We start from the raw sequence: 19,671 nt of genomic DNA, 5'->3' as shown, positions 1-19,671 counted from the left end.
TTTTTAGTTTGGTATAAATCCTACCAGCGGTAGTGAGCGAATGCTTTGTTCGCTTCTGCCATTTTGTGTGTATCTTCACGTTTCTTAACAGCAGCACCAGTGTTGTTAGCTGCGTCAAGGATTTCGTTAGCAAGACGCTCTTCCATCGTTTTTTCTCCACGAAGACGAGCGTAGTTTACTAACCAGCGAAGACCTAAAGTCGTACGACGATCTGGGCGAACTTCTACAGGAACTTGGTAGTTAGCTCCACCTACACGACGTGCTTTAACTTCAAGAACTGGCATGATGTTTTTCAAGGCTTGTTCGAAAACCTCCATCGCTTCATTACCAGTACGTTCTTTGATGATATCAAATGACTTGTAGAGAATAGTTTGTGACTTTCCTCTTTTACCGTCGATCATCATTTTGTTGATCAAACGAGATACAAGTTTAGAATTGTAAATTGGATCTGGCAAAACGTCTCTTTTTGCTACAGGACCTTTACGTGGCATCTGAATAGCCTCCCTTCTCTTTTAAAAGGATTTCTATCTGTCTTTCATCTCAATTTCATTGTCAGCTGCCTGACTCCACCGATCTGAACTCAACTTCTAAAAACCCTTATGTTTGTTTATATTATTTGCTTTGTTTAGGGCGTTTTGTTCCGTATTTAGAACGTCCTTGCATACGACCGTCAACTCCGGCAGTATCAAGCGCACCACGAACGATGTGGTAACGTACACCCGGTAAGTCTTTTACACGTCCGCCACGGATAAGTACTACACTGTGCTCTTGTAGGTTATGTCCGATACCAGGAATGTAAGCTGTTACCTCAATCAGGTTAGACAAACGTACACGAGCATATTTACGTAGTGCTGAGTTTGGTTTTTTCGGTGTCATTGTACCGACACGAGTACAAACCCCGCGCTTCTGTGGAGATGTTACGTTAGTGTGCTCTTTTTTGAAACTGTTGTATCCTTTGTTAAGTGCAGGAGACTTTGAGTTTTCAACTTTACTCACGCGTCCTTTGCGTATTAGCTGATTAATTGTAGGCATGTTGTTATTCCTCCCTTCATTACTTTTTTTATAACCCACATACCCAGGTGGTTCATCAAAAGGCAAAAAACAATGCTTTTGCATTTTAAGCATGCAAAAACAAAACAAGTACGCTATAACATAATGGCAACAGCTGCTGCCCCAACTTCAATTCCGCAGGCCTTGCCGAGCTTTTTCATGGAATCTACCACTAAAATGTCTACACCCTTCTCTTGCGCTAGTTTCATTACACTAGCGGTTAAAGCAGGATCAGCATCTTTCGCTACGACGATTTCCTTCACTGAATCTCGTTTCAGAGCTTTTACTGTTTGCTTCGTACCAATAATAATGGATTGAGCCTGTGATACTTTATCATAAGACATCGAATATCCTCCAAAGTAACAGGTTTTATTTTGAGCACCTTGGTTATATTATCATCATGGCAGAAGGATGTCAATATCGTTTGACAGATAATCTTGACATCCTTCACCATTTTTTGATGATTTTTATAGAAATCTTAAGAGAAAGATTACTCTACAGGAACCATATCGTCAGACGGCTGCACTTGTGAAACCGGCTTAACTTTACGGTAGTTTGGCATTCCAGTTCCAGCAGGAACAAGTTTACCGATGATGACATTCTCTTTCAAGCCAAGCAGTTCATCACGTTTTCCTTTGATCGCCGCATCTGTTAGGACACGAGTCGTTTCTTGGAAGGATGCTGCAGACAAGAATGAGTCTGTTTCAAGCGATGCTTTTGTAATACCAAGAAGAACTGGACGGCCTGTTGCAGGACGTTTGCCTTCGAATAGTACTTTTTTGTTCGCTTCTGTGAATTGGTGTACATCAAGAAGTGTGCCTGGTAATACATCTGTATCCCCTGCATCAGCGACACGCACTTTACGAAGCATTTGGCGAACCATTACTTCTACGTGCTTATCTCCGATTTCTACCCCTTGCATACGGTATACTTTTTGTACTTCATGAAGCAGATATTCTTGAACAGCTGTCATGTCAGTCACTTTAAGAAGTTCTTTCGGATCGATTGAACCTTCTGTCAGTACTTGACCACGAGTGACTTTGTCACCTTCAACAACTTTCAGACGTGCATTGTAAGGAGCTGTGTAAGAGCGAGTTTCAACTTCGCCTTGAACCACAATTTCCTGTTGCTTGTCACGAACATCGTTAATTTCAGCAACGACACCATCAATTTCAGAAATGGTTGCCTGCCCTTTCGGATTACGCGCTTCAAATAACTCTTGGATACGAGGTAAACCTTGAGTGATATCGTCTCCTGCTACCCCACCGGTGTGGAACGTACGCATTGTAAGCTGTGTTCCTGGCTCACCGATCGATTGTGCAGCGATGATTCCAACTGCTTCACCGACTTCAACGTCAGTACCAGTTGCAAGGTTACGGCCGTAGCATCGTTTACATACACCATGAGGCGTGTTACATGTAAATGCAGAACGGATCCATACTTCCTCGATTCCTGCTTCAACTACTTCAAGTGCTTTATCTTCATCAATTAGTTCGTTTTCGCCAACAATGACTTCGCCCGTTTCAGGATGAACAATTGGTTTTCTTGCAAAACGTCCGATCAGACGTTCTTCAAGTTTCTCAATAATTTCATTTCCTTCTTTAATGGACTTCGCCAAGATTCCACGGTCTGTACCGCAATCTGTTTCACGGATGATAACATCCTGCGCAACGTCAACGAGACGACGCGTGAGGTAACCTGAGTCAGCTGTTTTAAGAGCTGTATCGGCAAGACCTTTACGCGCTCCGTGAGTGGAAATAAAGTATTCCAATACGGTTAAACCTTCACGGAAACTAGATTTGATCGGAAGTTCAATGATACGTCCAGCCGGGTTGGCCATCAGACCACGCATACCAGCCAGCTGAGTGAAGTTAGATGCGTTACCACGCGCTCCAGAGTCACTCATCATGTAGATAGGGTTGACTTCATCAAGGGACTTCATCAGTTTACCTTGGATGACATCTTTAGAAGAACTCCAGATCGAAATGACTCTCTCGTAACGCTCTTCTTCAGTAATCAAACCACGTCTGAATTGCTTCATGACGTTATCTACTTTTGCTTGCGCTTCTTCGAGGATCTTCTGTTTATCATCTAATACGACGATATCAGACACCCCAACCGTAATACCCGCTTTAGTAGAGTATTTGAAACCAAGATTTTTCATGCGGTCAAGCATTTTAGATGTTTCAGTGATATGGAATCTCTTAAAGATTTCAGCAATGATTTTACCTAAAATACCTTTTTTGAACGGCGCATTGATTTCTTGTTTCTCAATCGCAGCTTTGACATCCTCACCTTTTTCAAGGAAGAAGCGGTCAGGCGTTTTTTCTTCAATATTGCTCTTTGTCGGCTCATTCATGTAAGGGAATGATTCCGGTAAGATTTCGTTAAAGATTAGTTTTCCAACTGTTGTAATCAACAATTTAGAACGCTGTTCATCAGTGAATGTCACATTCTTCAACGAGTTAGCTGCAACAGCTACACGTGTATGAAGATGCACATACCCATTTTGATAAGCTAGAAGGGCTTCGTTCGTATCTTTGAAGACCATACCTTCTCCGATAGCACCTTTACGCTCAAGTGTAAGGTAGTAGTTACCTAGCACCATATCCTGAGATGGCGTAACAACAGGTTTTCCATCTTTCGGGTTCAAAATGTTTTGAGCAGCAAGCATTAAGATACGAGCTTCAGCTTGAGCTTCAGCAGATAATGGTACGTGAACCGCCATTTGGTCACCATCAAAGTCAGCGTTGTAGGCAGTACATACAAGTGGATGCAGACGAATTGCGCGTCCTTCCACAAGTGTAGGTTCAAACGCTTGAATACCAAGTCTGTGAAGAGTTGGTGCACGGTTTAGTAAGACTGGATGCTCACGAATCACTGATTCTAAAACATCCCAAACTTCCGGCTGCACGCGCTCAATCTTACGTTTCGCGCTCTTAATGTTGTGAGCTAATCCTTTTTCAACAAGCTCCTTCATCACGAATGGTTTGAATAGTTCAAGAGCCATTTCTTTCGGAAGTCCACACTGATACATTTTCAAATGTGGTCCAACGACGATAACGGAACGTCCAGAATAGTCAACACGTTTACCAAGCAAGTTTTGACGGAAACGCCCTTGTTTCCCTTTCAGCATGTGAGAAAGAGATTTCAATGGTCTATTTCCTGGTCCTGTTACTGGTCGGCCTCTACGTCCATTATCAATCAAGGCATCGACAGCTTCTTGAAGCATACGCTTCTCGTTCTGAACGATGATGCTTGGCGCGCCAAGATCTAATAAACGTTTCAGACGATTGTTACGGTTGATGACACGACGATAAAGGTCGTTCAAGTCAGAAGTAGCAAAACGTCCGCCATCAAGCTGAACCATTGGACGTAATTCTGGTGGAATAACCGGAAGTACATCAAGGATCATCCAAGACGGTTTGTTTCCTGAGTTACGGAAAGCTTCCAACACTTCAAGGCGTTTGATCGCACGTGTACGACGCTGTCCTTGAGCTGTTTTCAGCTCTTCTTTGAGTGTATCTACTTCTTTCACAAGATCGATATCTTGAAGAAGTTTGTTAATTGCTTCTGCACCCATAGCTGCTTGGAAGGTGTTACCGTATTTATCTAAATAAGCACGGAATTCTTTCTCAGAAAGAAGTTGCTTCTTCTCAAGCGGTGTGTTGCCCGGATCAGTCACGACGTAAGAAGCGAAGTAAATCACTTCTTCTAACGCACGTGGTGACATATCTAGAACAAGACCCATACGGCTTGGGATACCTTTGAAATACCAAATGTGGGAAACTGGGGCAGCCAGTTCGATATGCCCCATTCTCTCACGACGGACTTTTGCCCGTGTTACTTCTACACCACAACGGTCACATACAACACCCTTATAACGAACGCGTTTATACTTTCCACAATGACATTCCCAGTCTTTTTGCGGTCCGAAGATACGTTCACAAAAGAGACCATCTTTTTCCGGTTTCAGTGTACGATAGTTAATCGTTTCAGGCTTTTTCACTTCACCAAAAGACCAAGAACGGATTTTATCAGGTGATGCGAGACCGATGTTCATATACTCAAAATTGTTCACATCTAGCAAGGGGCCTACCTCCCTTTTAATCTTCGGGTTATACCCTAGTCACTTGCTCTAATCGTTTCTGCTATTCTTTTGTGACTGCGTCACGTTCAAGATCGACAGGTGCGAGGTCTGCAGCATCTTCGTCATTAGATAACGCTAATCCGTCTGCTTTCTTCGTTTCCTCATCGTCTTCTAAATCTCTCATTTCTATCTCTTCTTCATCGCCAGATAGGATTTTCACATCCATACCTAAACTTTGAAGTTCTTTAATTAATACTTTGAATGATTCAGGGACACCTGGTTCAGGTACGTTATCCCCTTTGACGATCGCTTCGTATGTTTTCACACGACCCACAACGTCATCCGATTTTACAGTTAAGATTTCTTGAAGTGTATATGCTGCACCGTAAGCTTCAAGTGCCCATACTTCCATCTCTCCGAAACGCTGTCCACCAAACTGTGCTTTACCGCCCAGTGGCTGCTGCGTAACAAGTGAGTATGGTCCAGTTGAACGAGCGTGAAGTTTATCGTCAACCATGTGAGCCAGTTTGATCATGTACATGATTCCGACTGATACACGGTTATCGAATGGTTCACCAGTTCGACCGTCATAAAGGACTGTTTTCGCATCACGGGACATACCTGCTTCTTCAAGCGTTTCCCAAACATCTTCCTCACGCGCACCATCAAATACTGGTGACGCAATGTGGATGCCTAGGTAACGTGCAGCCATACCCATATGAAGCTCAAGTACCTGACCGATGTTCATACGAGATGGTACCCCTAGAGGGTTTAACATGATATCAATCGGTGTTCCATCTGGAAGATACGGCATATCTTCTTCTGGAAGAATCTTAGAGATAACACCTTTGTTACCATGTCGTCCGGCCATTTTGTCACCTTCAGAAATTTTACGCTTCTGAACGATGTATACACGGACTAACTGGTTAACACCTGGTGGTAATTCATCTCCATCTTCACGGTTAAAGACTTTGACATCGTGGATGATTCCGCCGCCGCCGTGTGGTACACGTAGAGACGTATCACGTACTTCACGAGCCTTTTCACCGAAGATTGCATGTAATAGACGTTCTTCAGCTGTTAGTTCTGTTACACCTTTAGGCGTTACTTTCCCGACAAGAAGATCTCCGTCTTTTACTTCTGCACCAATACGGATGATTCCACGCTCGTCAAGGTTGCGTAAAGCATCTTCCCCAACGTTTGGAATATCACGAGTAATTTCTTCTGGTCCAAGCTTTGTATCACGAGCTTCTGATTCATATTCTTCAATATGAATAGAAGTGTAGACGTCATCTTTTACAAGGCGCTCACTCATAATGATCGCATCCTCATAGTTGTAACCGTCCCAAGTCATGAAGCCGACCATGACGTTACGTCCTAGAGCCAATTCACCTTTTTCCATAGAAGGACCGTCTGCAAGGATTTCTCCTTTGACGACTTCATCTCCAACACTTACAATCGGGCGCTGGTTGTAGCAAGTCCCTTGGTTAGAGCGGACAAATTTCAGCAAGCTGTATTTGTCTAGGTTTCCTTTGACTTGTTGTCCGTCAACGTCTTCATAACGGCGAACCCAAATATTCTTCGCTTCAACACGTTCTACAACACCTGGGTAACGACAGATCACAGCAGCACCAGAGTCTTTACCTGATACATACTCCATACCTGTACCAACAATCGGTGATTCCGGCTGCATCAAAGGCACAGCCTGACGTTGCATGTTCGCTCCCATTAGAGCACGGTTAGAGTCATCGTTTTCTAAGAATGGGATACATGCTGTCGCTGCAGAAACAACCTGCTTCGGCGAAACGTCCATGTAGTCAACGCGGTTTCGAGGAACAACGGTGTTTTCCCCTCTGAAACGAGCGATAATGTTATCATCGATAAACGAACCATCATCAGCTAGCTGAGCGTTCGCTTGTGCTACAACGTAGTTATCCTCTTCATCAGCGGTTAAGTAATCGATTCTCGGCGTCACTTTACCTGTTTCAGGATCAACCCGACGGTAAGGTGTTTCGATAAATCCGAAGCGGTTCACTTTCGCAAATGAAGATAGAGAGTTGATCAAACCAATGTTTGGACCCTCTGGTGTTTCAATCGGACACATACGACCATAGTGAGAATAGTGAACGTCACGAACTTCCATTCCTGCACGCTCACGTGTCAAACCACCCGGTCCAAGCGCTGATAGACGACGTTTGTGTGTCAATTCAGCAAGCGGGTTTGTTTGATCCATGAACTGAGAAAGCTGAGAGCTACCAAAGAACTCTTTGATAGAAGCGATCACAGGACGGATGTTGATCAGCTGCTGAGGTGTGATCGTGTTCGTGTCTTGAATCGACATTCTTTCACGAACAACACGCTCCATTCTGCTTAAACCAATACGGAATTGGTTTTGCAGAAGTTCACCTACAGAACGCAGACGACGGTTACCAAGGTGATCGATATCATCTGTGTCACCTACTCCATGAAGCAGGTTAAAGAAGTAACTGATTGAAGCAATGATGTCAGAAGGCGTGATGTTCTTCACAGCTTCCTCTACATATGCATTACCAATCACGTTGATCACTTGCTCGCCTTCTTGATCAGTTGGTGCATAAATCTTGATAGATTGAAGTTCTACTTCATCCTCTACTACGCCACCGTTTGGATAAAGCTTTCTAAATCCGATGCCGTTTTCTAAGTATGGAAGAACTTTATCAAGCACTCTTCTATCTAAAATTTGACCTTTTTCTGCTAGGATTTCACCTGTTTCAGGATCAACTAGCGTTTCAGCCAATTTTTGATTGAATAGTCTATTTTTAATATGAAGCTTCTTATTAATCTTGTAGCGTCCAACATTTGCTAAGTCATATCTCTTCGGATCAAAGAAGCGAGAGTCTAGCAAGCTTTTCGCATTTTCAACAGTTGGCGGTTCTCCAGGACGGAGGCGCTCGTAGATTTCGAGAAGTGCTTTATCCGCATTCTCTGTATTGTCTTTTTCCAGTGTGTTGCGTAAGTATTCATTCTCGCCAATGAGGTCAAGAATCTCTTGATCAGAGCTGAAGCCGAGAGCACGCAAAAGAACCGTAACCGGCAACTTACGTGTGCGATCGATGCGTACATAGACTACATCCTTCGCATCAGTTTCGTATTCTAACCATGCGCCACGGTTTGGAATGACAGTCGCAGTAAAACCTTTTTTACCGTTTTTGTCTACTTTACCACTGAAATATACACTTGGAGAACGTACTAACTGAGAAACGATTACACGTTCCGCACCATTAATGATAAAAGTACCTGTGTCTGTCATGATTGGGAAATCACCCATAAACACATCCTGGTCTTTTACTTCTCCAGTTTCTTTGTTAATTAAACGAACTTTTACTCTTAGTGGAGCAGAGTAAGTTACATCACGTTCTTTTGATTCTGCTACAGGATACTTAGGATCCCCTAGGCTGTAATCAATGAATTCAAGAGAAAGGTTACCAGTAAAATCCTCAATTGGGGATATATCTTGAAACATCTCTCTAAGACCCTCATCAAGAAACCACTGATAAGAAGAGGTTTGAATTTCAATGAGATTTGGTAATTCTAACACTTCGCTTATGCGTGCGTAGCTTCTGCGCTGGCGGTGTCGTCCATACTGAACTAGTTGACCTGTCAACTGATTCACCCCTCAAATCATGCGTATTATATGTGTAAAAAGTATTTCTGTCTTTCAAATGTCAGTAAAGAAATACTTTTACAAGACAAAAGAAAAAAGGGTTTCTAAAATAAGAAAACCACATCCAAAAACAAATACCGATTTTATTAGTTTTCCCAAGTATGCATAATTTATACAAAATAGTTGTTTTTTAAGCCTATCAAGCAAAATATACACATTGGCATTTTATAATGTTAACACAGCTAGGAAACTGCGTCAAACTTTTTTAGCTTTGATAATATAGTAGCCCTTTTTTTTCATAACGACCGTCACTTCTCCAAAAAGCTGCTCTAATTTCTCAATCGCAGATGGTCCACCTTGTTTTTTTTGAATAACCACCCACAACTCACCTTCCGGCAATAAATGATCAGCACTTTTTTCAAAGATCGCATGTACTACTTTCTTCCCTGCCCGTATTGGGGGATTGGTCAGTATAGAGGCAAAAGCAGCTGATGAATGAACATTCGAGAACAAATCACTTTGATAGATGCGGACATTATCAATGCGATTATGCTTAGCGTTTTCCTTTGAAAGTTCGACTGCTCTTTCGTTCACATCAATCATATGAATGGTGCGGCCTGTCATTTCGTTTGCTAACGATAAGCCGATCGGTCCATAACCGCAACCGACATCTAAGACGTCGCCATCCAAGTCAGGTTCTTCAAAAGCTTCAATTAAAAGCCTCGAACCATAGTCGACTTCTTTCTTAGAAAACACTCCACTGTCACTTGTAAAAGTAAAGCTACGGTTTCTCAAGGTGAAGTCCCATGTCTGTTTATTGCTTTTCACTGATGGCTTTTCCGTATAATAGTGGTCACTCATGGTGAATGGACCTCCTCTGGATTCAATCATTTCAGGAGATAAGAAAAGAAAAAGCCCGCCAGTAAAAGCGAGCTTTCCCAAAAGATTAGGCGAAGATTACTTAACTTCTACAGAAGCGCCAACTTCTTCAAGCTTAGCTTTAAGTTCTTCAGCTTCTTCTTTAGCAATACCTTCTTTAAGTGGTTTTGGAGTGTTGTCAACAAGTTCTTTAGCTTCTTTCAAGCCAAGACCAGTGATTTCACGAACCACTTTGATAACTTTGATTTTTTGGTCTCCAGCACCAGCAAGTACTAGATCAAAATCAGTTTTTTCTTCAGCAGCAGCACCGCCACCAGCAGCTACAGCTACAGGAGCAGCAGCAGTTACGCCAAATTCTTCTTCGATTGCTTTTACTAAGTCGTTTAACTCAAGTACAGTTGCTTCTTTAACTGAAGCAATGATTTCTTCGATATTTAAAGCCATTTGTAATTCCTCCATTTTAAGTTTTTTTACGTCAAGTACGCATTAAGCGCCTTGTTCTTCTTTTTGATCTGCAACTGCTTTAGTAGCAAGAGCAAGGTTACGAACTGGAGCTTGAAGAACGCTAAGCAACATAGAAAGTAAGCCTTCGCGAGACGGAAGTTCCGCAAGAGCCTTCACTTCTTCTACAGTCGCTACGTTTCCTTCGATAACACCAGCTTTGATTTCTAAAGCTTCGTGGCTTTTCGCAAATTCGTTGATGATTTTCGCAGGTGCGATAACATCTTCGTTACTGAATGCGATAGCGTTTGGACCTGTTAAGAAATCGTTTAAACCCGTTAGTTCAACTTGTTCAACTGCACGGCGAGTCAAAGTATTTTTGTAAACTTTGAATTCTACACCAGCATCACGAAGCTGTTTACGAAGTTCAGTCACTTCAGAAACTGAAAGACCGCGGTAATCTACGATTACAGTAGACATACTGTCTTTAAACTTAGAAGTAATTTCATCAACGACAACTTTTTTAGTATCGATTGCATTGCTCATGGTTACACCTCCTGTACATTCTTTGTGTAACACTTATACCGATCAGGCCATCACGTTCCTAACGAACGGTTCTCCATATAAAAAGCCTCCATTAAGACATGGAGGCTGTATATACAAGCATACGTTAACGTAAGACTGTGACATATACACCTCGGCGGGTTAATTAAGCCATAAGGCCCCTGCTGTCTACGGTATAAATGATTATTCTATTTTACAACATTTTGATATTATCAAAACGGTTGTGATAAGTCAAGATTTATTTTGCAGAGAAAGAAGATGGGTCCACTTTCACGCCAGGGCCCATAGTTGATGTAACAGAAACGTTTTTCACGTATACACCTTTAGCCGCTGCAGGTTTTGCTTTAAGGATTGTGTCATAGATTGTTGCAAAGTTCTCAACAAGCTTTTCGTCCTCGAAAGAAACCTTTCCGATTGGCGCGTGGATGTTACCAGCTTTATCAACGCGGTATTCTACTTTACCAGCTTTGATTTCATTGATTGCTTTTTCTACTTCGAAAGTTACAGTTCCTGTTTTAGGGTTTGGCATAAGACCTTTTGGTCCAAGTACACGACCGATCTTACCAACTTCACCCATCATGTCAGGTGTCGCAACGATTACATCGAATTCGAACCAGCCTTGTTGGATTTTAGTGATGTAATCAGAATCTCCAACGTAGTCTGCTCCAGCAGCTTCTGCTTCTTTTGCTTTTTCGCCTTTAGCGAACACAAGAACGCGTTGAGTTTTACCAGTTCCGTTAGGAAGTACAACTGCACCGCGGATTTGTTGATCGTTTTTACGAGGGTCTACACCCAAACGAAAAGCAACTTCTACAGTCGCATCAAATTTCGCTGTATTTGCTTTTTTTGTAAGAGAAACAGCTTCAGCAACATCATACGCTTTTGTACGATCGATCAGCTTAGCAGCTTCTACATACTTTTTACCTTTTTTAGCCATTATAAAAATCCTCCTTATGTGGTTTTAGCGGAATAACCTCCCACGAATAAGGGTTGCGAACTTGTCAAAACCAAACTCGCAACCCAACAAGACAAAAAATTAATCTTCGATGACAATACCCATACTGCGTGCAGTACCTTCAACCATGCGCATAGCTGATTCAACGCTAGCAGCGTTTAAGTCAGGCATTTTTGTTTCCGCGATTTCGCGTACTTTATCACGCTTAACAGTTGCCACTTTATTACGGTTAGGTTCACCAGAACCAGACTCAATACCAGCTGCTTTTTTAAGTAATACTGCAGCAGGTGGAGTTTTAGTAATAAATGTAAATGAACGGTCTTCAAAAACCGAAATTTCAACAGGAATGATAAGACCAGCTTGGTCAGCTGTACGAGCGTTAAACTCCTTACAGAATCCCATGATATTAACACCGGCTTGACCTAGTGCAGGTCCAACTGGTGGAGCTGGGTTAGCTTTTCCAGCAGGAATTTGCAATTTAACAACTTTTACTACTTTTTTAGCCACGAGACACACCTCCTTAAAGTCCGTGATGTGGTAATAGGGGAATCCCCCTCCCACTCAACAACTTCATTCTTTATATGAATGACGAAATAACTAGCTAGCGATCTTGAGCGAACTCAAGACGTACCTTTGCTATATTACCACTTCTATACACTCATTTCAAGCTCTTTTAAATTACAATTTATCGATCTGTGTGAACTCAAGTTCCACAGGAGTTTCTCTACCAAACATATTAACGAATACTTTGACTTTGCTTTTATCATAATCAATCTCTTCGATAGAGCCTGTGAAGTTAGCAAATGGTCCATCGATGACCTTGACTGTTTCTTTTAGTTCAAAGTCGATTTCTGTCTTGCGCTCTTCAAGTCCCATTCTCTTCAGAATGGTTTCCGCTTCGCCAGGTAATAACGCTGTCGGCTTAGAGCCTGATCCAGCTGATCCAACGAATCCTGTCACACCTGGTGTATTACGAACGACATACCAAGAATCGTCAGTCATGACGATTTCTACTAGCACATATCCAGGGAATACTTTCTTTTTCACTACTTTTTTCTTACCGTTTTTAATGTCCGTTTCTTCTTCTTCTGGTACAACAACGCGGAAAATTTTATCCTGCATGCCCATTGATTCAACACGCTTTTCCAAGTTCGCTTTCACTTTGTTCTCATAGCCAGAGTACGTATGCACAACATACCAATTCTTTTCCATTTTCGTTCAGGACTATTTAGTCCTTCCCTCCCCACATTTCGTAATGTCTATTTGACGAATCTCGAGTACCGGTAAATATTTTCAAGCAATTGAAAAAACCCGTAAAACGGGTTTTTTGGCAAGTCATATTATGATCTATTATAGCACGTTCAGCAGACCATTATTCAAGTATTAATGAATTAATTCGATTAATTGTGAGATTCCTATATCAAGAAAAGAGAAAAAGATGGCAAAAAATACGACTGTTAAAATAACAGTGATCGTGTAGCGGACCATTTCGTTTTTCTTTGGCCAGCTGACCTTTTTCATTTCTTTCCCGACACTTTTTAAGAAACTGATAATACGCATGTAAAAGACCTCCACAGATTAAAGAACGCAAATCCTACTTCGTTTCTAAATGTGTTTTATGTGAATTACAAGTCTTGCAATATTTCTTAACTTCTAATCTTTCAGCTGCTGAAGCAACACTTTTCATTGTCGTATAATTGCGGCTTCCGCAGTCTTTACAGGCTAGAGTAATCTTTTTCCTCATATTTACACCTATTTTCTCGACATCATTTCCTTAGTACCTTATCACAGTGTCGAAAAAGCTGTCAATATAGGTTTGATTAGAGACTGATCTCGCGCAGCTCTAAATATTTCTCTAATTTTCTCTTTACTCTTTGGAGTGCGTTATCAATTGATTTCACATGACGGTTTAAATCTTCAGAAATCTCCTGATAGGACCTGCCATCAAGATAAAGCACAAGTACCTTTCTTTCCAGCTCGCTTAGTAATTCACCCATTTTCATTTCAATATCATCAAATTCTTCTTTGCTAATGATTAAATCTTCTGGGTTAAGCGCTTTAGCACCGGAAATGACGTCCAATAATGTTCTGTCCGATTCTTCATCGTATATCGGCTTGTCTAATGATACATAGGAATTTAACGGGATATGTTTTTGGCGAGTAGCTGTTTTAATTGCGGTGATAATTTGGCGGGTAATACATAATTCTGCAAAAGCCTTAAATGAAGTAAGCTTGTCCTCTCTGAAATCGCGGATAGACTTATAAAGTCCGATCATCCCCTCTTGGACAATGTCCTCTCGATCCGCTCCAATCAAGAAATAAGATCTTGCTTTCGCACGTACAAAATTGCGGTATTTCGTTATTAAATAATCTAGCGCATCACTATCTCCGACATGAACCCTTTCAATGACTTGTTCATCTTCCAACTGGCAAAATTGCTCTCTGATGGACTTACCCTTGCTGTTGTTTAGATTCACTTCGATCCCCCCGACCGCACCTAGATAGAAATATTATACAATAATGGTTGAAATATCGTCAAGCTATTCCAAGTTTCCCCGCCGCCATTTTTCAAACGTTTTCAATACATCTTCTGACAATTCAATTTTGGATGCTGGTTTATCAGAAGTAATCTTTTTGACACGTGTTTCAATCTTTCGTTCAATCACTTCTATCTCTCTTAAGAGCTCTCGTGCTGACTTACGAAGTGCACCCTGTCCAAAAATCGCCCATTGTTCTGTATAATCAGAGGTCGCCACATGAATTTGCGTCCGAATGTTATTCAAGTCCTGTGCCAGTTTTTCAATCCGCTCATCAGCCGTTTCATTTTCTCTTGTAAAGATGACCTCTACTCGGTGGTTTGTCCGCTTCTTTTCGATTCCTTTGACCATATGGGCATCGAATACGACAATGACTCGATACCCTGTATATGCTTGATATTCTGCTAAATGTTGAATCAGCACGTCTCTGGCTTCTTCAAAGCTGTTTTCTTTTAAGTGCTGCAAACGAGGCCATGCACCTATCATGTTGTATCCATCGACTAAGAGGATGTCCATCTCTATTCTCCTAACGGATAACGTTTTCGATACACTTCATACATCAATAGACTAGCGGCAACTGATGCATTTAATGAAGTGACCTTCCCGGCCATTGGCAATTTAATCAAGAAATCACATTTTTCCTTAATCAATCGGCCAATTCCTTTTCCTTCACTGCCAATGACAAGAGCGAGAGGCATCGTGCCATCAAATTGTCTGTAGTCCTGCTTCGCAGATGCATCTGTTCCTGCGACCCAAATTCCTCTTTCTTTCATTTCATCAAGAGCTCTGGAAAGATTGGTTACTTTTGCGACCGGGATATGTTCAATGGCTCCAGTAGATGCTTTCGCAACAGTTGTCGTCAAGCCTACCGCTCGTCGTTTTGGAATGACGATTCCATGTGCACCAACAGCATCGGCCGTACGCATGATCGACCCTAAATTGTGCGGATCTTCAATTTCATCTAAGATGATGAAAAATGGTTGTTCATTCCGCTTTTCAGCAATTTGATACAGATCGTCCAATTCTGCATATTCATATGCTGCTACTTGTGCAACGATTCCCTGGTGCTGACCTGTTACCATCTGATCAAGCTTTTTCCTCGGAACATACTGAATGGTGATATTTTGCTTTTTCGCGAGTTCAATGACCTGCTGGGCTTGTCCTTTTACAGTGTTTTCTGCCATCCAGAGCTTGTATAACTCCCGATCTGACTTCAGTGTTTCAATCACTGCATTTTTCCCAATCACATAATCATGTTGCTGACTCATTTGTCTTCCTCCCTGACGTTCCGATTTCAATCGCCTGACTAATCAACTCTTCTAAGCGTTCGTCCTGCTTCTCAATAAATAAATAACCCATGAGCGCTTCAAACGCTGTACTATAACGATACGTTTGAACGTCTGTGTTTTTAGGCACTGTGCCTGATTTTGCATTTCTTCCTCTTTTCAGCACCGCTTCTTCCGCTTCTGTGAAAAAGCCCTTCTGCTGAAGCTCAAATAAAATAGCGGCCTGAGATTTAGCTGAAACGATCTTACTTGCACGTTTATGAAGCTCATTTGGTTTGGTCGCCCCCGTTTGGAGGAGGTGATGCCTCACGTATACTTCAAAAATGGCATCACCCATATAAGCAAGTGCAAGTCCGTTCAACTGTTTTCCGTCTTTCAGCTTTTCAAAATTCAACATGACCTATTCTCCTCTTTTCCAGCGCGTACCTTGAGGAGTGTCCTCCAATACAATATTCATGCTCTTTAACTGGTCACGAATTTGATCAGACAATGCGAAGTCACGATTCCTTCTAGCTTCATTCCGCTTCTCAATTAATGCTTCTACCTCTTCGTCAAGCGTGTGCTTTTCTTCTAGTGAGAAGCCGAGGACGGATGTGATTTCTTGGAACAATCCGATAAATGCCTTGATCACTTCCTCCGAAGTATGATCATTTTCCATATAATAATTCGCCTGTTTCGCAAGTTCGAATAAAACAGAGATCGCATTTGCCGTATTGAAGTCATCATTCATTTCAGAAATAAACGTCGCTCGCTGCTCTTCAACCTTCGTCAGCCATTCAGCATTATCTTCTGTGATATTCGTGCTGCTTTCAAGGCGATGATGTAAATTAGCATACGACGTTTTGAGTCGGTTAAACGCACTCTTTGTACTCTCTAGTAAGTCCATTGAGTAGTTAATTGGATGACGGTAGTGAACCGACAACATAAAGAATCGAAGTACGTCAGGATCTTGTTCTTTCACAATGTCATGCACGAGCACAAAGTTGCCTAGTGATTTTGACATTTTTTCATTCTCAATATTAATATATCCGTTATGCATCCAATACTTTGCAAAAGGTTTGCCTGTCAAAGCCTCAGATTGAGCGATTTCATTTTCATGATGAGGGAAGGTTAAATCCTGTCCGCCTGCATGAATATCGATCGTATCACCTAAATATTTTTTAACCATGGCTGAGCATTCGATATGCCAGCCTGGGCGTCCTTCGCCCCATGGGCTATCCCATGAGATTTCTTGGTCCTTTGCAGCCTTCCATAAAGCAAAGTCCAGCGCATCTCGTTTCTTCTCACCTACACGAATACGGGCACCTGTCTTTAGTTCATCAATCGATTGGTGAGACAGTTTTCCGTAGCCTTCAAATGAGCGTGTGCTGTAATACACGTCACCATCTGCTTCATAGGCGTAGCCTTTTTCAATCAATGTGGCGATAAACGCAATGATATCATCCATATTTTCTGTCACTCGCGGGTGAAGGTCTGCTTTTTTGCAGCCTAATGCACTGACGTCCTCAAAGTATGCTTGGATAAATCGATCAGCAATCGTTGGGACATCCTCGCCTAATTCATTTGCTGCTTTGATGAGTTTATCATCCACATCAGTAAAGTTGGATACGAAATTCACATCATAGCCGCTATATTCTAAATACTTACGTACCGTGTCATATACAATGGCCGGTCTTGCATTCCCGATATGAATGTAGTTATACACGGTTGGTCCGCATACATACATTTTGACCTTTCCTGGTTCAAGTGGGACAAACTCTTCCTTCTTACGTGTCAATGTATTATAAATATTGATTGTCATGATTGTTCTTCCTTTCTGCTCAATGAAGCCAGCTCACGTTTTAGCTTTTCCATTTCTCGCTCCAATTCTTTGAAACGATCAGAAACTGGATCTGGCAAATCTTGATGATTGAGATCACGATTGATTTTCTTTCCATTTTGAACGACCACTCGCCCAGGTATACCTACAACAGTGGAATGGTCTGGTACGTCTTTTAACACAACAGACCCCGCACCAATCTTGGAACCTTTTCCTACGGTAATGGAACCGAGCACCTTAGCACCAGTCGCAATCAGGGCATCGTCCAAAATAGTTGGATGCCGCTTTCCCTTTTCTTTCCCTGTTCCCCCTAATGTCACGCCTTGGAAAACAGTGACGTTATCGCCAATTTCACATGTTTCCCCAATCACGACGCCCATGCCGTGATCAATAAAGAACCGCCGGCCGATGGTTGCTGCTGGGTGAATCTCAACCCCTGTGAAAAACCGGCTGACCTGAGAAATGATCCGCGCAAGAAAATACAGCTTACGCTTGTAAAATGCATGCGCAACACGATGAGCCCAAATCGCATGAAGCCCTGAATAGGTTAGCACTACTTCAAGATAGCTTCTAGCAGCAGGATCTTGATCAAACACAGTATCAATATCTTCTTTCAGCATTTTGAAAAACACATGCTCCCCCCGTTCTTCCCCATCAATCTCTCTTAGGACTTACTCTCTTTTTTGGACAAATAAAAAACGCCTCTGCCATATGACAGAGACGTTTTGAAAACGCGGTTCCACTCTGTTTAGAAAGCCCTCATTTCGCAGCCTTCTCAACTTCATCCCATAACGGAGGGTACCGCCCTTGCATACTAACATACGTGTTCCTCAAGGGTCTTGAGGGTGCATTTCCAACGTCTGCCCATAAGTCTCTTTCAGCCGGTGAAGACTCTTTCTGTGATGGACGATAACATTGTACTTCTCCCTCGCAACGATTTTCCTTATATTTGTTTAATGCGGTTTAATACCGTCTCTTTACCTAGTAGTTCAATACTTTGCGGAAGCTCTGGGCCATGCGTTTGTCCAGTGACAGCCACACGAATTGGCATGAATAGTTTCTTACCTTTATGCCCTGTTTCTTTTTGTACCGCTTTAATGGCAGCTTTGATTTCATCAGGTGTGAAAGACTCAAGACGTTCAAGCTGACCTGCAAACGAAGCCATCACTTCTGGTACTTGCTCTTCTGCAAGAACTTCCTTTGCCTCTTGATTATACTCAATTTGTTCCTTAAAGAACAACTCTGTTAACTCAACAATTTCTGCTCCGTAGCTCAATTGCTCGTGGTATAGAGAAATGAGTTTGCGCACCCACGTGTTTTCTTCTTCTGTCAGCTGCTCGCTTACCTTGCCCGCCTTTTGAAGATGTGGAAGAGTAAGTGCCACAACTTGATCAAGATCAAGTGCTTTCACGTATTGGTTATTCACCCATTTTAGTTTATGCATATCAAATAGAGCTGGTGACTTAGAAAGTCGATTGACATCGAAAATATCGATGAACTGCTCTTTTGTAAATAGTTCCTCTTCACCAACTGGAGACCATCCAAGCAGTGCAATGAAGTTAAACAAAGCTTCTGGTAAATAGCCCAAGTTCTTATACTGTTCGATGAACTGGATAATTGATTCATCACGCTTGCTTAATTTCTTGCGGTTCTCGTTTACAATCAGCGTCATATGTCCGAACAGCGGAACATCCCAGCCAAATGCATTGAAGACCATAATTTGTTTAGGTGTATTCGAGATGTGATCCTCACCGCGAAGAATGTGAGTCATTTTCATCAAATGATCATCCACCGCTACAGCGAAGTTATACGTTGGCGTACCATCTTTCTTCACAATAACAAAGTCACCGATGCCGTCTGTTTCAAATGAAATCTCGCCTTTGACCATATCGTCAAATTTGATGATTTCTCCTTTAGGCACTCGGAAGCGGATGCTTGGCTCTCTTCCTTCCGCAATCAGCTTGTCCTCTTCTTCTTTTGATAAATGACTGCATTTACCAGAATATCGTGGCATTTCACTGCGGGCAATTTGTGCTTCACGCTCTTCTTCTAGTTCTTCAGCCGTACAATAGCACTTATATGCCAAATCTTTCGCTAGTAGCTCGTCATAATATTTTTTGTAAATATCATTACGCTCTGATTGTCTGTAAGGACCGTAGCCGCCATCTTTATCAATGCTCTCGTCCCAATCAATCCCGAGCCATTGCAGGTGGCGAAGCTGGCTTTCTTCTCCGCCTTCTACATTACGCTTTTGATCCGTATCCTCGATTCGAATAATAAATTTGCCGCCTTGACTGCGTGCGAACAAATAGTTGAAAAGAGCCGTTCTAGCATTCCCAATATGTAAATGACCAGTTGGACTCGGTGCATAACGAACACGCACTTCATTTCCCATGAGTTTAACTTC

At 42.1% G+C, this 19,671-nt stretch carries 20 protein-coding genes and 2 other annotated features; all 20 genes read right to left on the bottom strand.

Annotated elements, in window-relative coordinates; translation table 11 throughout:
• Positions 1–20: 20 nt before the first annotated feature.
• Positions 21–491: a 30S ribosomal protein S7 gene (rpsG, locus tag MHH31_RS00710; protein WP_003216884.1), complete on the bottom strand. Its 471-nt coding sequence runs from the start codon at positions 489–491 to the stop codon at positions 21–23.
• A 121-nt stretch (positions 492–612) separates the two neighbouring features.
• A complete protein-coding gene (gene rpsL, locus MHH31_RS00705) occupies positions 613–1,032 on the bottom strand; it encodes a 30S ribosomal protein S12 (protein WP_003216962.1) in 420 nt (139 codons plus the stop codon).
• 113 nt (positions 1,033–1,145) lie between these two features.
• The gene (locus tag MHH31_RS00700) at positions 1,146–1,394 is read right to left on the bottom strand and encodes a 50S ribosomal protein L7ae-like protein (protein ID WP_008345416.1); all 249 of its coding nucleotides are present in this window, start codon (positions 1,392–1,394) and stop codon (positions 1,146–1,148) included.
• A gap of 146 nt (positions 1,395–1,540) precedes the next feature.
• Positions 1,541–5,140, bottom strand: a complete 3,600-nt coding sequence (rpoC, locus tag MHH31_RS00695; RefSeq protein ID WP_007496298.1) for a DNA-directed RNA polymerase subunit beta' — start codon at positions 5,138–5,140, stop codon at positions 1,541–1,543.
• Between the two features lie 61 nt (positions 5,141–5,201).
• Positions 5,202–8,783 (bottom strand): DNA-directed RNA polymerase subunit beta, encoded by a 3,582-nt coding sequence (rpoB, locus tag MHH31_RS00690; protein WP_024425866.1) that lies wholly within the window; start codon positions 8,781–8,783, stop codon positions 5,202–5,204.
• A 255-nt stretch (positions 8,784–9,038) separates the two neighbouring features.
• Positions 9,039–9,644 (bottom strand): class I SAM-dependent methyltransferase, encoded by a 606-nt coding sequence (locus tag MHH31_RS00685; protein WP_007496296.1) that lies wholly within the window; start codon positions 9,642–9,644, stop codon positions 9,039–9,041.
• Positions 9,645–9,740: 96 nt separating this feature from the next.
• Positions 9,741–10,106, bottom strand: a complete 366-nt coding sequence (gene rplL, locus MHH31_RS00680) for a 50S ribosomal protein L7/L12 (protein WP_008345418.1) — start codon at positions 10,104–10,106, stop codon at positions 9,741–9,743.
• A gap of 42 nt (positions 10,107–10,148) precedes the next feature.
• Complete coding sequence (gene rplJ, locus MHH31_RS00675; RefSeq protein ID WP_003217048.1) at positions 10,149–10,649, bottom strand: 50S ribosomal protein L10; 501 nt, start codon at positions 10,647–10,649, stop codon at positions 10,149–10,151.
• Between the two features lie 69 nt (positions 10,650–10,718).
• Positions 10,719–10,859: a sequence feature (ribosomal protein L10 leader region), on the bottom strand.
• 46 nt (positions 10,860–10,905) lie between these two features.
• Positions 10,906–11,604 carry a 50S ribosomal protein L1 gene (gene rplA / locus MHH31_RS00670; RefSeq protein ID WP_017359164.1) on the bottom strand — a complete coding sequence of 233 codons (699 nt, stop codon included), beginning with the start codon at positions 11,602–11,604 and terminating at the stop codon, positions 10,906–10,908.
• A gap of 99 nt (positions 11,605–11,703) precedes the next feature.
• A complete protein-coding gene (gene rplK / locus MHH31_RS00665) occupies positions 11,704–12,129 on the bottom strand; it encodes a 50S ribosomal protein L11 (protein ID WP_003216956.1) in 426 nt (141 codons plus the stop codon).
• 171 nt (positions 12,130–12,300) lie between these two features.
• Positions 12,301–12,834: a transcription termination/antitermination protein NusG gene (nusG, locus tag MHH31_RS00660; RefSeq protein ID WP_003217197.1), complete on the bottom strand. Its 534-nt coding sequence runs from the start codon at positions 12,832–12,834 to the stop codon at positions 12,301–12,303.
• Positions 12,835–13,005: 171 nt separating this feature from the next.
• Positions 13,006–13,182: a preprotein translocase subunit SecE gene (gene secE / locus MHH31_RS00655; protein ID WP_008345422.1), complete on the bottom strand. Its 177-nt coding sequence runs from the start codon at positions 13,180–13,182 to the stop codon at positions 13,006–13,008.
• Positions 13,183–13,216: 34 nt separating this feature from the next.
• The gene (gene rpmG / locus MHH31_RS00650; protein WP_008356502.1) at positions 13,217–13,366 is read right to left on the bottom strand and encodes a 50S ribosomal protein L33; all 150 of its coding nucleotides are present in this window, start codon (positions 13,364–13,366) and stop codon (positions 13,217–13,219) included.
• A 76-nt stretch (positions 13,367–13,442) separates the two neighbouring features.
• A complete protein-coding gene (gene sigH, locus MHH31_RS00645) occupies positions 13,443–14,099 on the bottom strand; it encodes an RNA polymerase sporulation sigma factor SigH (RefSeq protein ID WP_008345424.1) in 657 nt (218 codons plus the stop codon).
• 63 nt (positions 14,100–14,162) lie between these two features.
• The gene (rae1, locus tag MHH31_RS00640; RefSeq protein WP_007496285.1) at positions 14,163–14,675 is read right to left on the bottom strand and encodes a ribosome-dependent mRNA decay endonuclease Rae1/YacP; all 513 of its coding nucleotides are present in this window, start codon (positions 14,673–14,675) and stop codon (positions 14,163–14,165) included.
• 2 nt (positions 14,676–14,677) lie between these two features.
• The gene (rlmB, locus tag MHH31_RS00635; RefSeq protein WP_017359163.1) at positions 14,678–15,427 is read right to left on the bottom strand and encodes a 23S rRNA (guanosine(2251)-2'-O)-methyltransferase RlmB; all 750 of its coding nucleotides are present in this window, start codon (positions 15,425–15,427) and stop codon (positions 14,678–14,680) included.
• Positions 15,411–15,842, bottom strand: coding sequence for a Mini-ribonuclease 3 (locus MHH31_RS00630; RefSeq protein ID WP_008345428.1), 432 nt, complete (start codon positions 15,840–15,842; stop codon positions 15,411–15,413). The genes rlmB and MHH31_RS00630 overlap by 17 nt, the downstream gene beginning before the upstream one ends.
• Positions 15,843–15,845: 3 nt before the next feature.
• Complete coding sequence (gene cysS / locus MHH31_RS00625) at positions 15,846–17,246, bottom strand: cysteine--tRNA ligase (RefSeq protein WP_212357611.1); 1,401 nt, start codon at positions 17,244–17,246, stop codon at positions 15,846–15,848.
• Positions 17,243–17,896 carry a serine O-acetyltransferase gene (gene cysE, locus MHH31_RS00620; RefSeq protein ID WP_017366453.1) on the bottom strand — a complete coding sequence of 218 codons (654 nt, stop codon included), beginning with the start codon at positions 17,894–17,896 and terminating at the stop codon, positions 17,243–17,245. Before cysE ends, cysS begins: the two co-directional genes overlap by 4 nt.
• 81 nt (positions 17,897–17,977) lie before the next feature.
• Positions 17,978–18,207, bottom strand: a binding site (T-box leader).
• Positions 18,208–19,659: a glutamate--tRNA ligase gene (gene gltX, locus MHH31_RS00615; RefSeq protein WP_039169429.1), complete on the bottom strand. Its 1,452-nt coding sequence runs from the start codon at positions 19,657–19,659 to the stop codon at positions 18,208–18,210.
• Positions 19,660–19,671 lie beyond the last annotated feature (12 nt).

Origin of the sequence: Bacillus sp. FSL K6-1033, assembly GCF_038630765.1 — a bacterium.
Classification (GTDB): Bacteria; Bacillota; Bacilli; order Bacillales; family Bacillaceae; genus Bacillus; species Bacillus altitudinis.
The sequence above is the reverse complement of the archived record's forward strand: the minus strand, read 5'-3'. Positions and strand labels throughout refer to the sequence as shown.

Bases quoted from the DNA above. Each gene is read 5' to 3' on its own strand.
- rpsG (WP_003216884.1), bottom strand. From the start codon at position 491: ATGCCACGTAAAGGTCCTGTAGCAAAAAGAGACGTTTTGCCAGATCCA.
- rpsL (WP_003216962.1), bottom strand. From the start codon at position 1,032: ATGCCTACAATTAATCAGCTAATACGCAAAGGACGCGTGAGTAAAGTT.
- MHH31_RS00700 (WP_008345416.1), bottom strand. From the start codon at position 1,394: ATGTCTTATGATAAAGTATCACAGGCTCAATCCATTATTATTGGTACG.
- MHH31_RS00685 (WP_007496296.1), bottom strand. From the start codon at position 9,644: ATGAGTGACCACTATTATACGGAAAAGCCATCAGTGAAAAGCAATAAA.
- rplL (WP_008345418.1), bottom strand. From the start codon at position 10,106: ATGGCTTTAAATATCGAAGAAATCATTGCTTCAGTTAAAGAAGCAACT.
- rplJ (WP_003217048.1), bottom strand. From the start codon at position 10,649: ATGAGCAATGCAATCGATACTAAAAAAGTTGTCGTTGATGAAATTACT.
- rplA (WP_017359164.1), bottom strand. From the start codon at position 11,604: ATGGCTAAAAAAGGTAAAAAGTATGTAGAAGCTGCTAAGCTGATCGAT.
- nusG (WP_003217197.1), bottom strand. From the start codon at position 12,834: ATGGAAAAGAATTGGTATGTTGTGCATACGTACTCTGGCTATGAGAAC.
- secE (WP_008345422.1), bottom strand. From the start codon at position 13,182: ATGCGTATTATCAGTTTCTTAAAAAGTGTCGGGAAAGAAATGAAAAAG.
- rpmG (WP_008356502.1), bottom strand. From the start codon at position 13,366: ATGAGGAAAAAGATTACTCTAGCCTGTAAAGACTGCGGAAGCCGCAAT.
- rae1 (WP_007496285.1), bottom strand. From the start codon at position 14,675: ATGGACATCCTCTTAGTCGATGGATACAACATGATAGGTGCATGGCCT.
- rlmB (WP_017359163.1), bottom strand. From the start codon at position 15,427: ATGAGTCAGCAACATGATTATGTGATTGGGAAAAATGCAGTGATTGAA.
- MHH31_RS00630 (WP_008345428.1), bottom strand. From the start codon at position 15,842: ATGTTGAATTTTGAAAAGCTGAAAGACGGAAAACAGTTGAACGGACTT.
- cysS (WP_212357611.1), bottom strand. From the start codon at position 17,246: ATGACAATCAATATTTATAATACATTGACACGTAAGAAGGAAGAGTTT.
- gltX (WP_039169429.1), bottom strand. From the start codon at position 19,659: ATGGGAAATGAAGTGCGTGTTCGTTATGCACCGAGTCCAACTGGTCAT.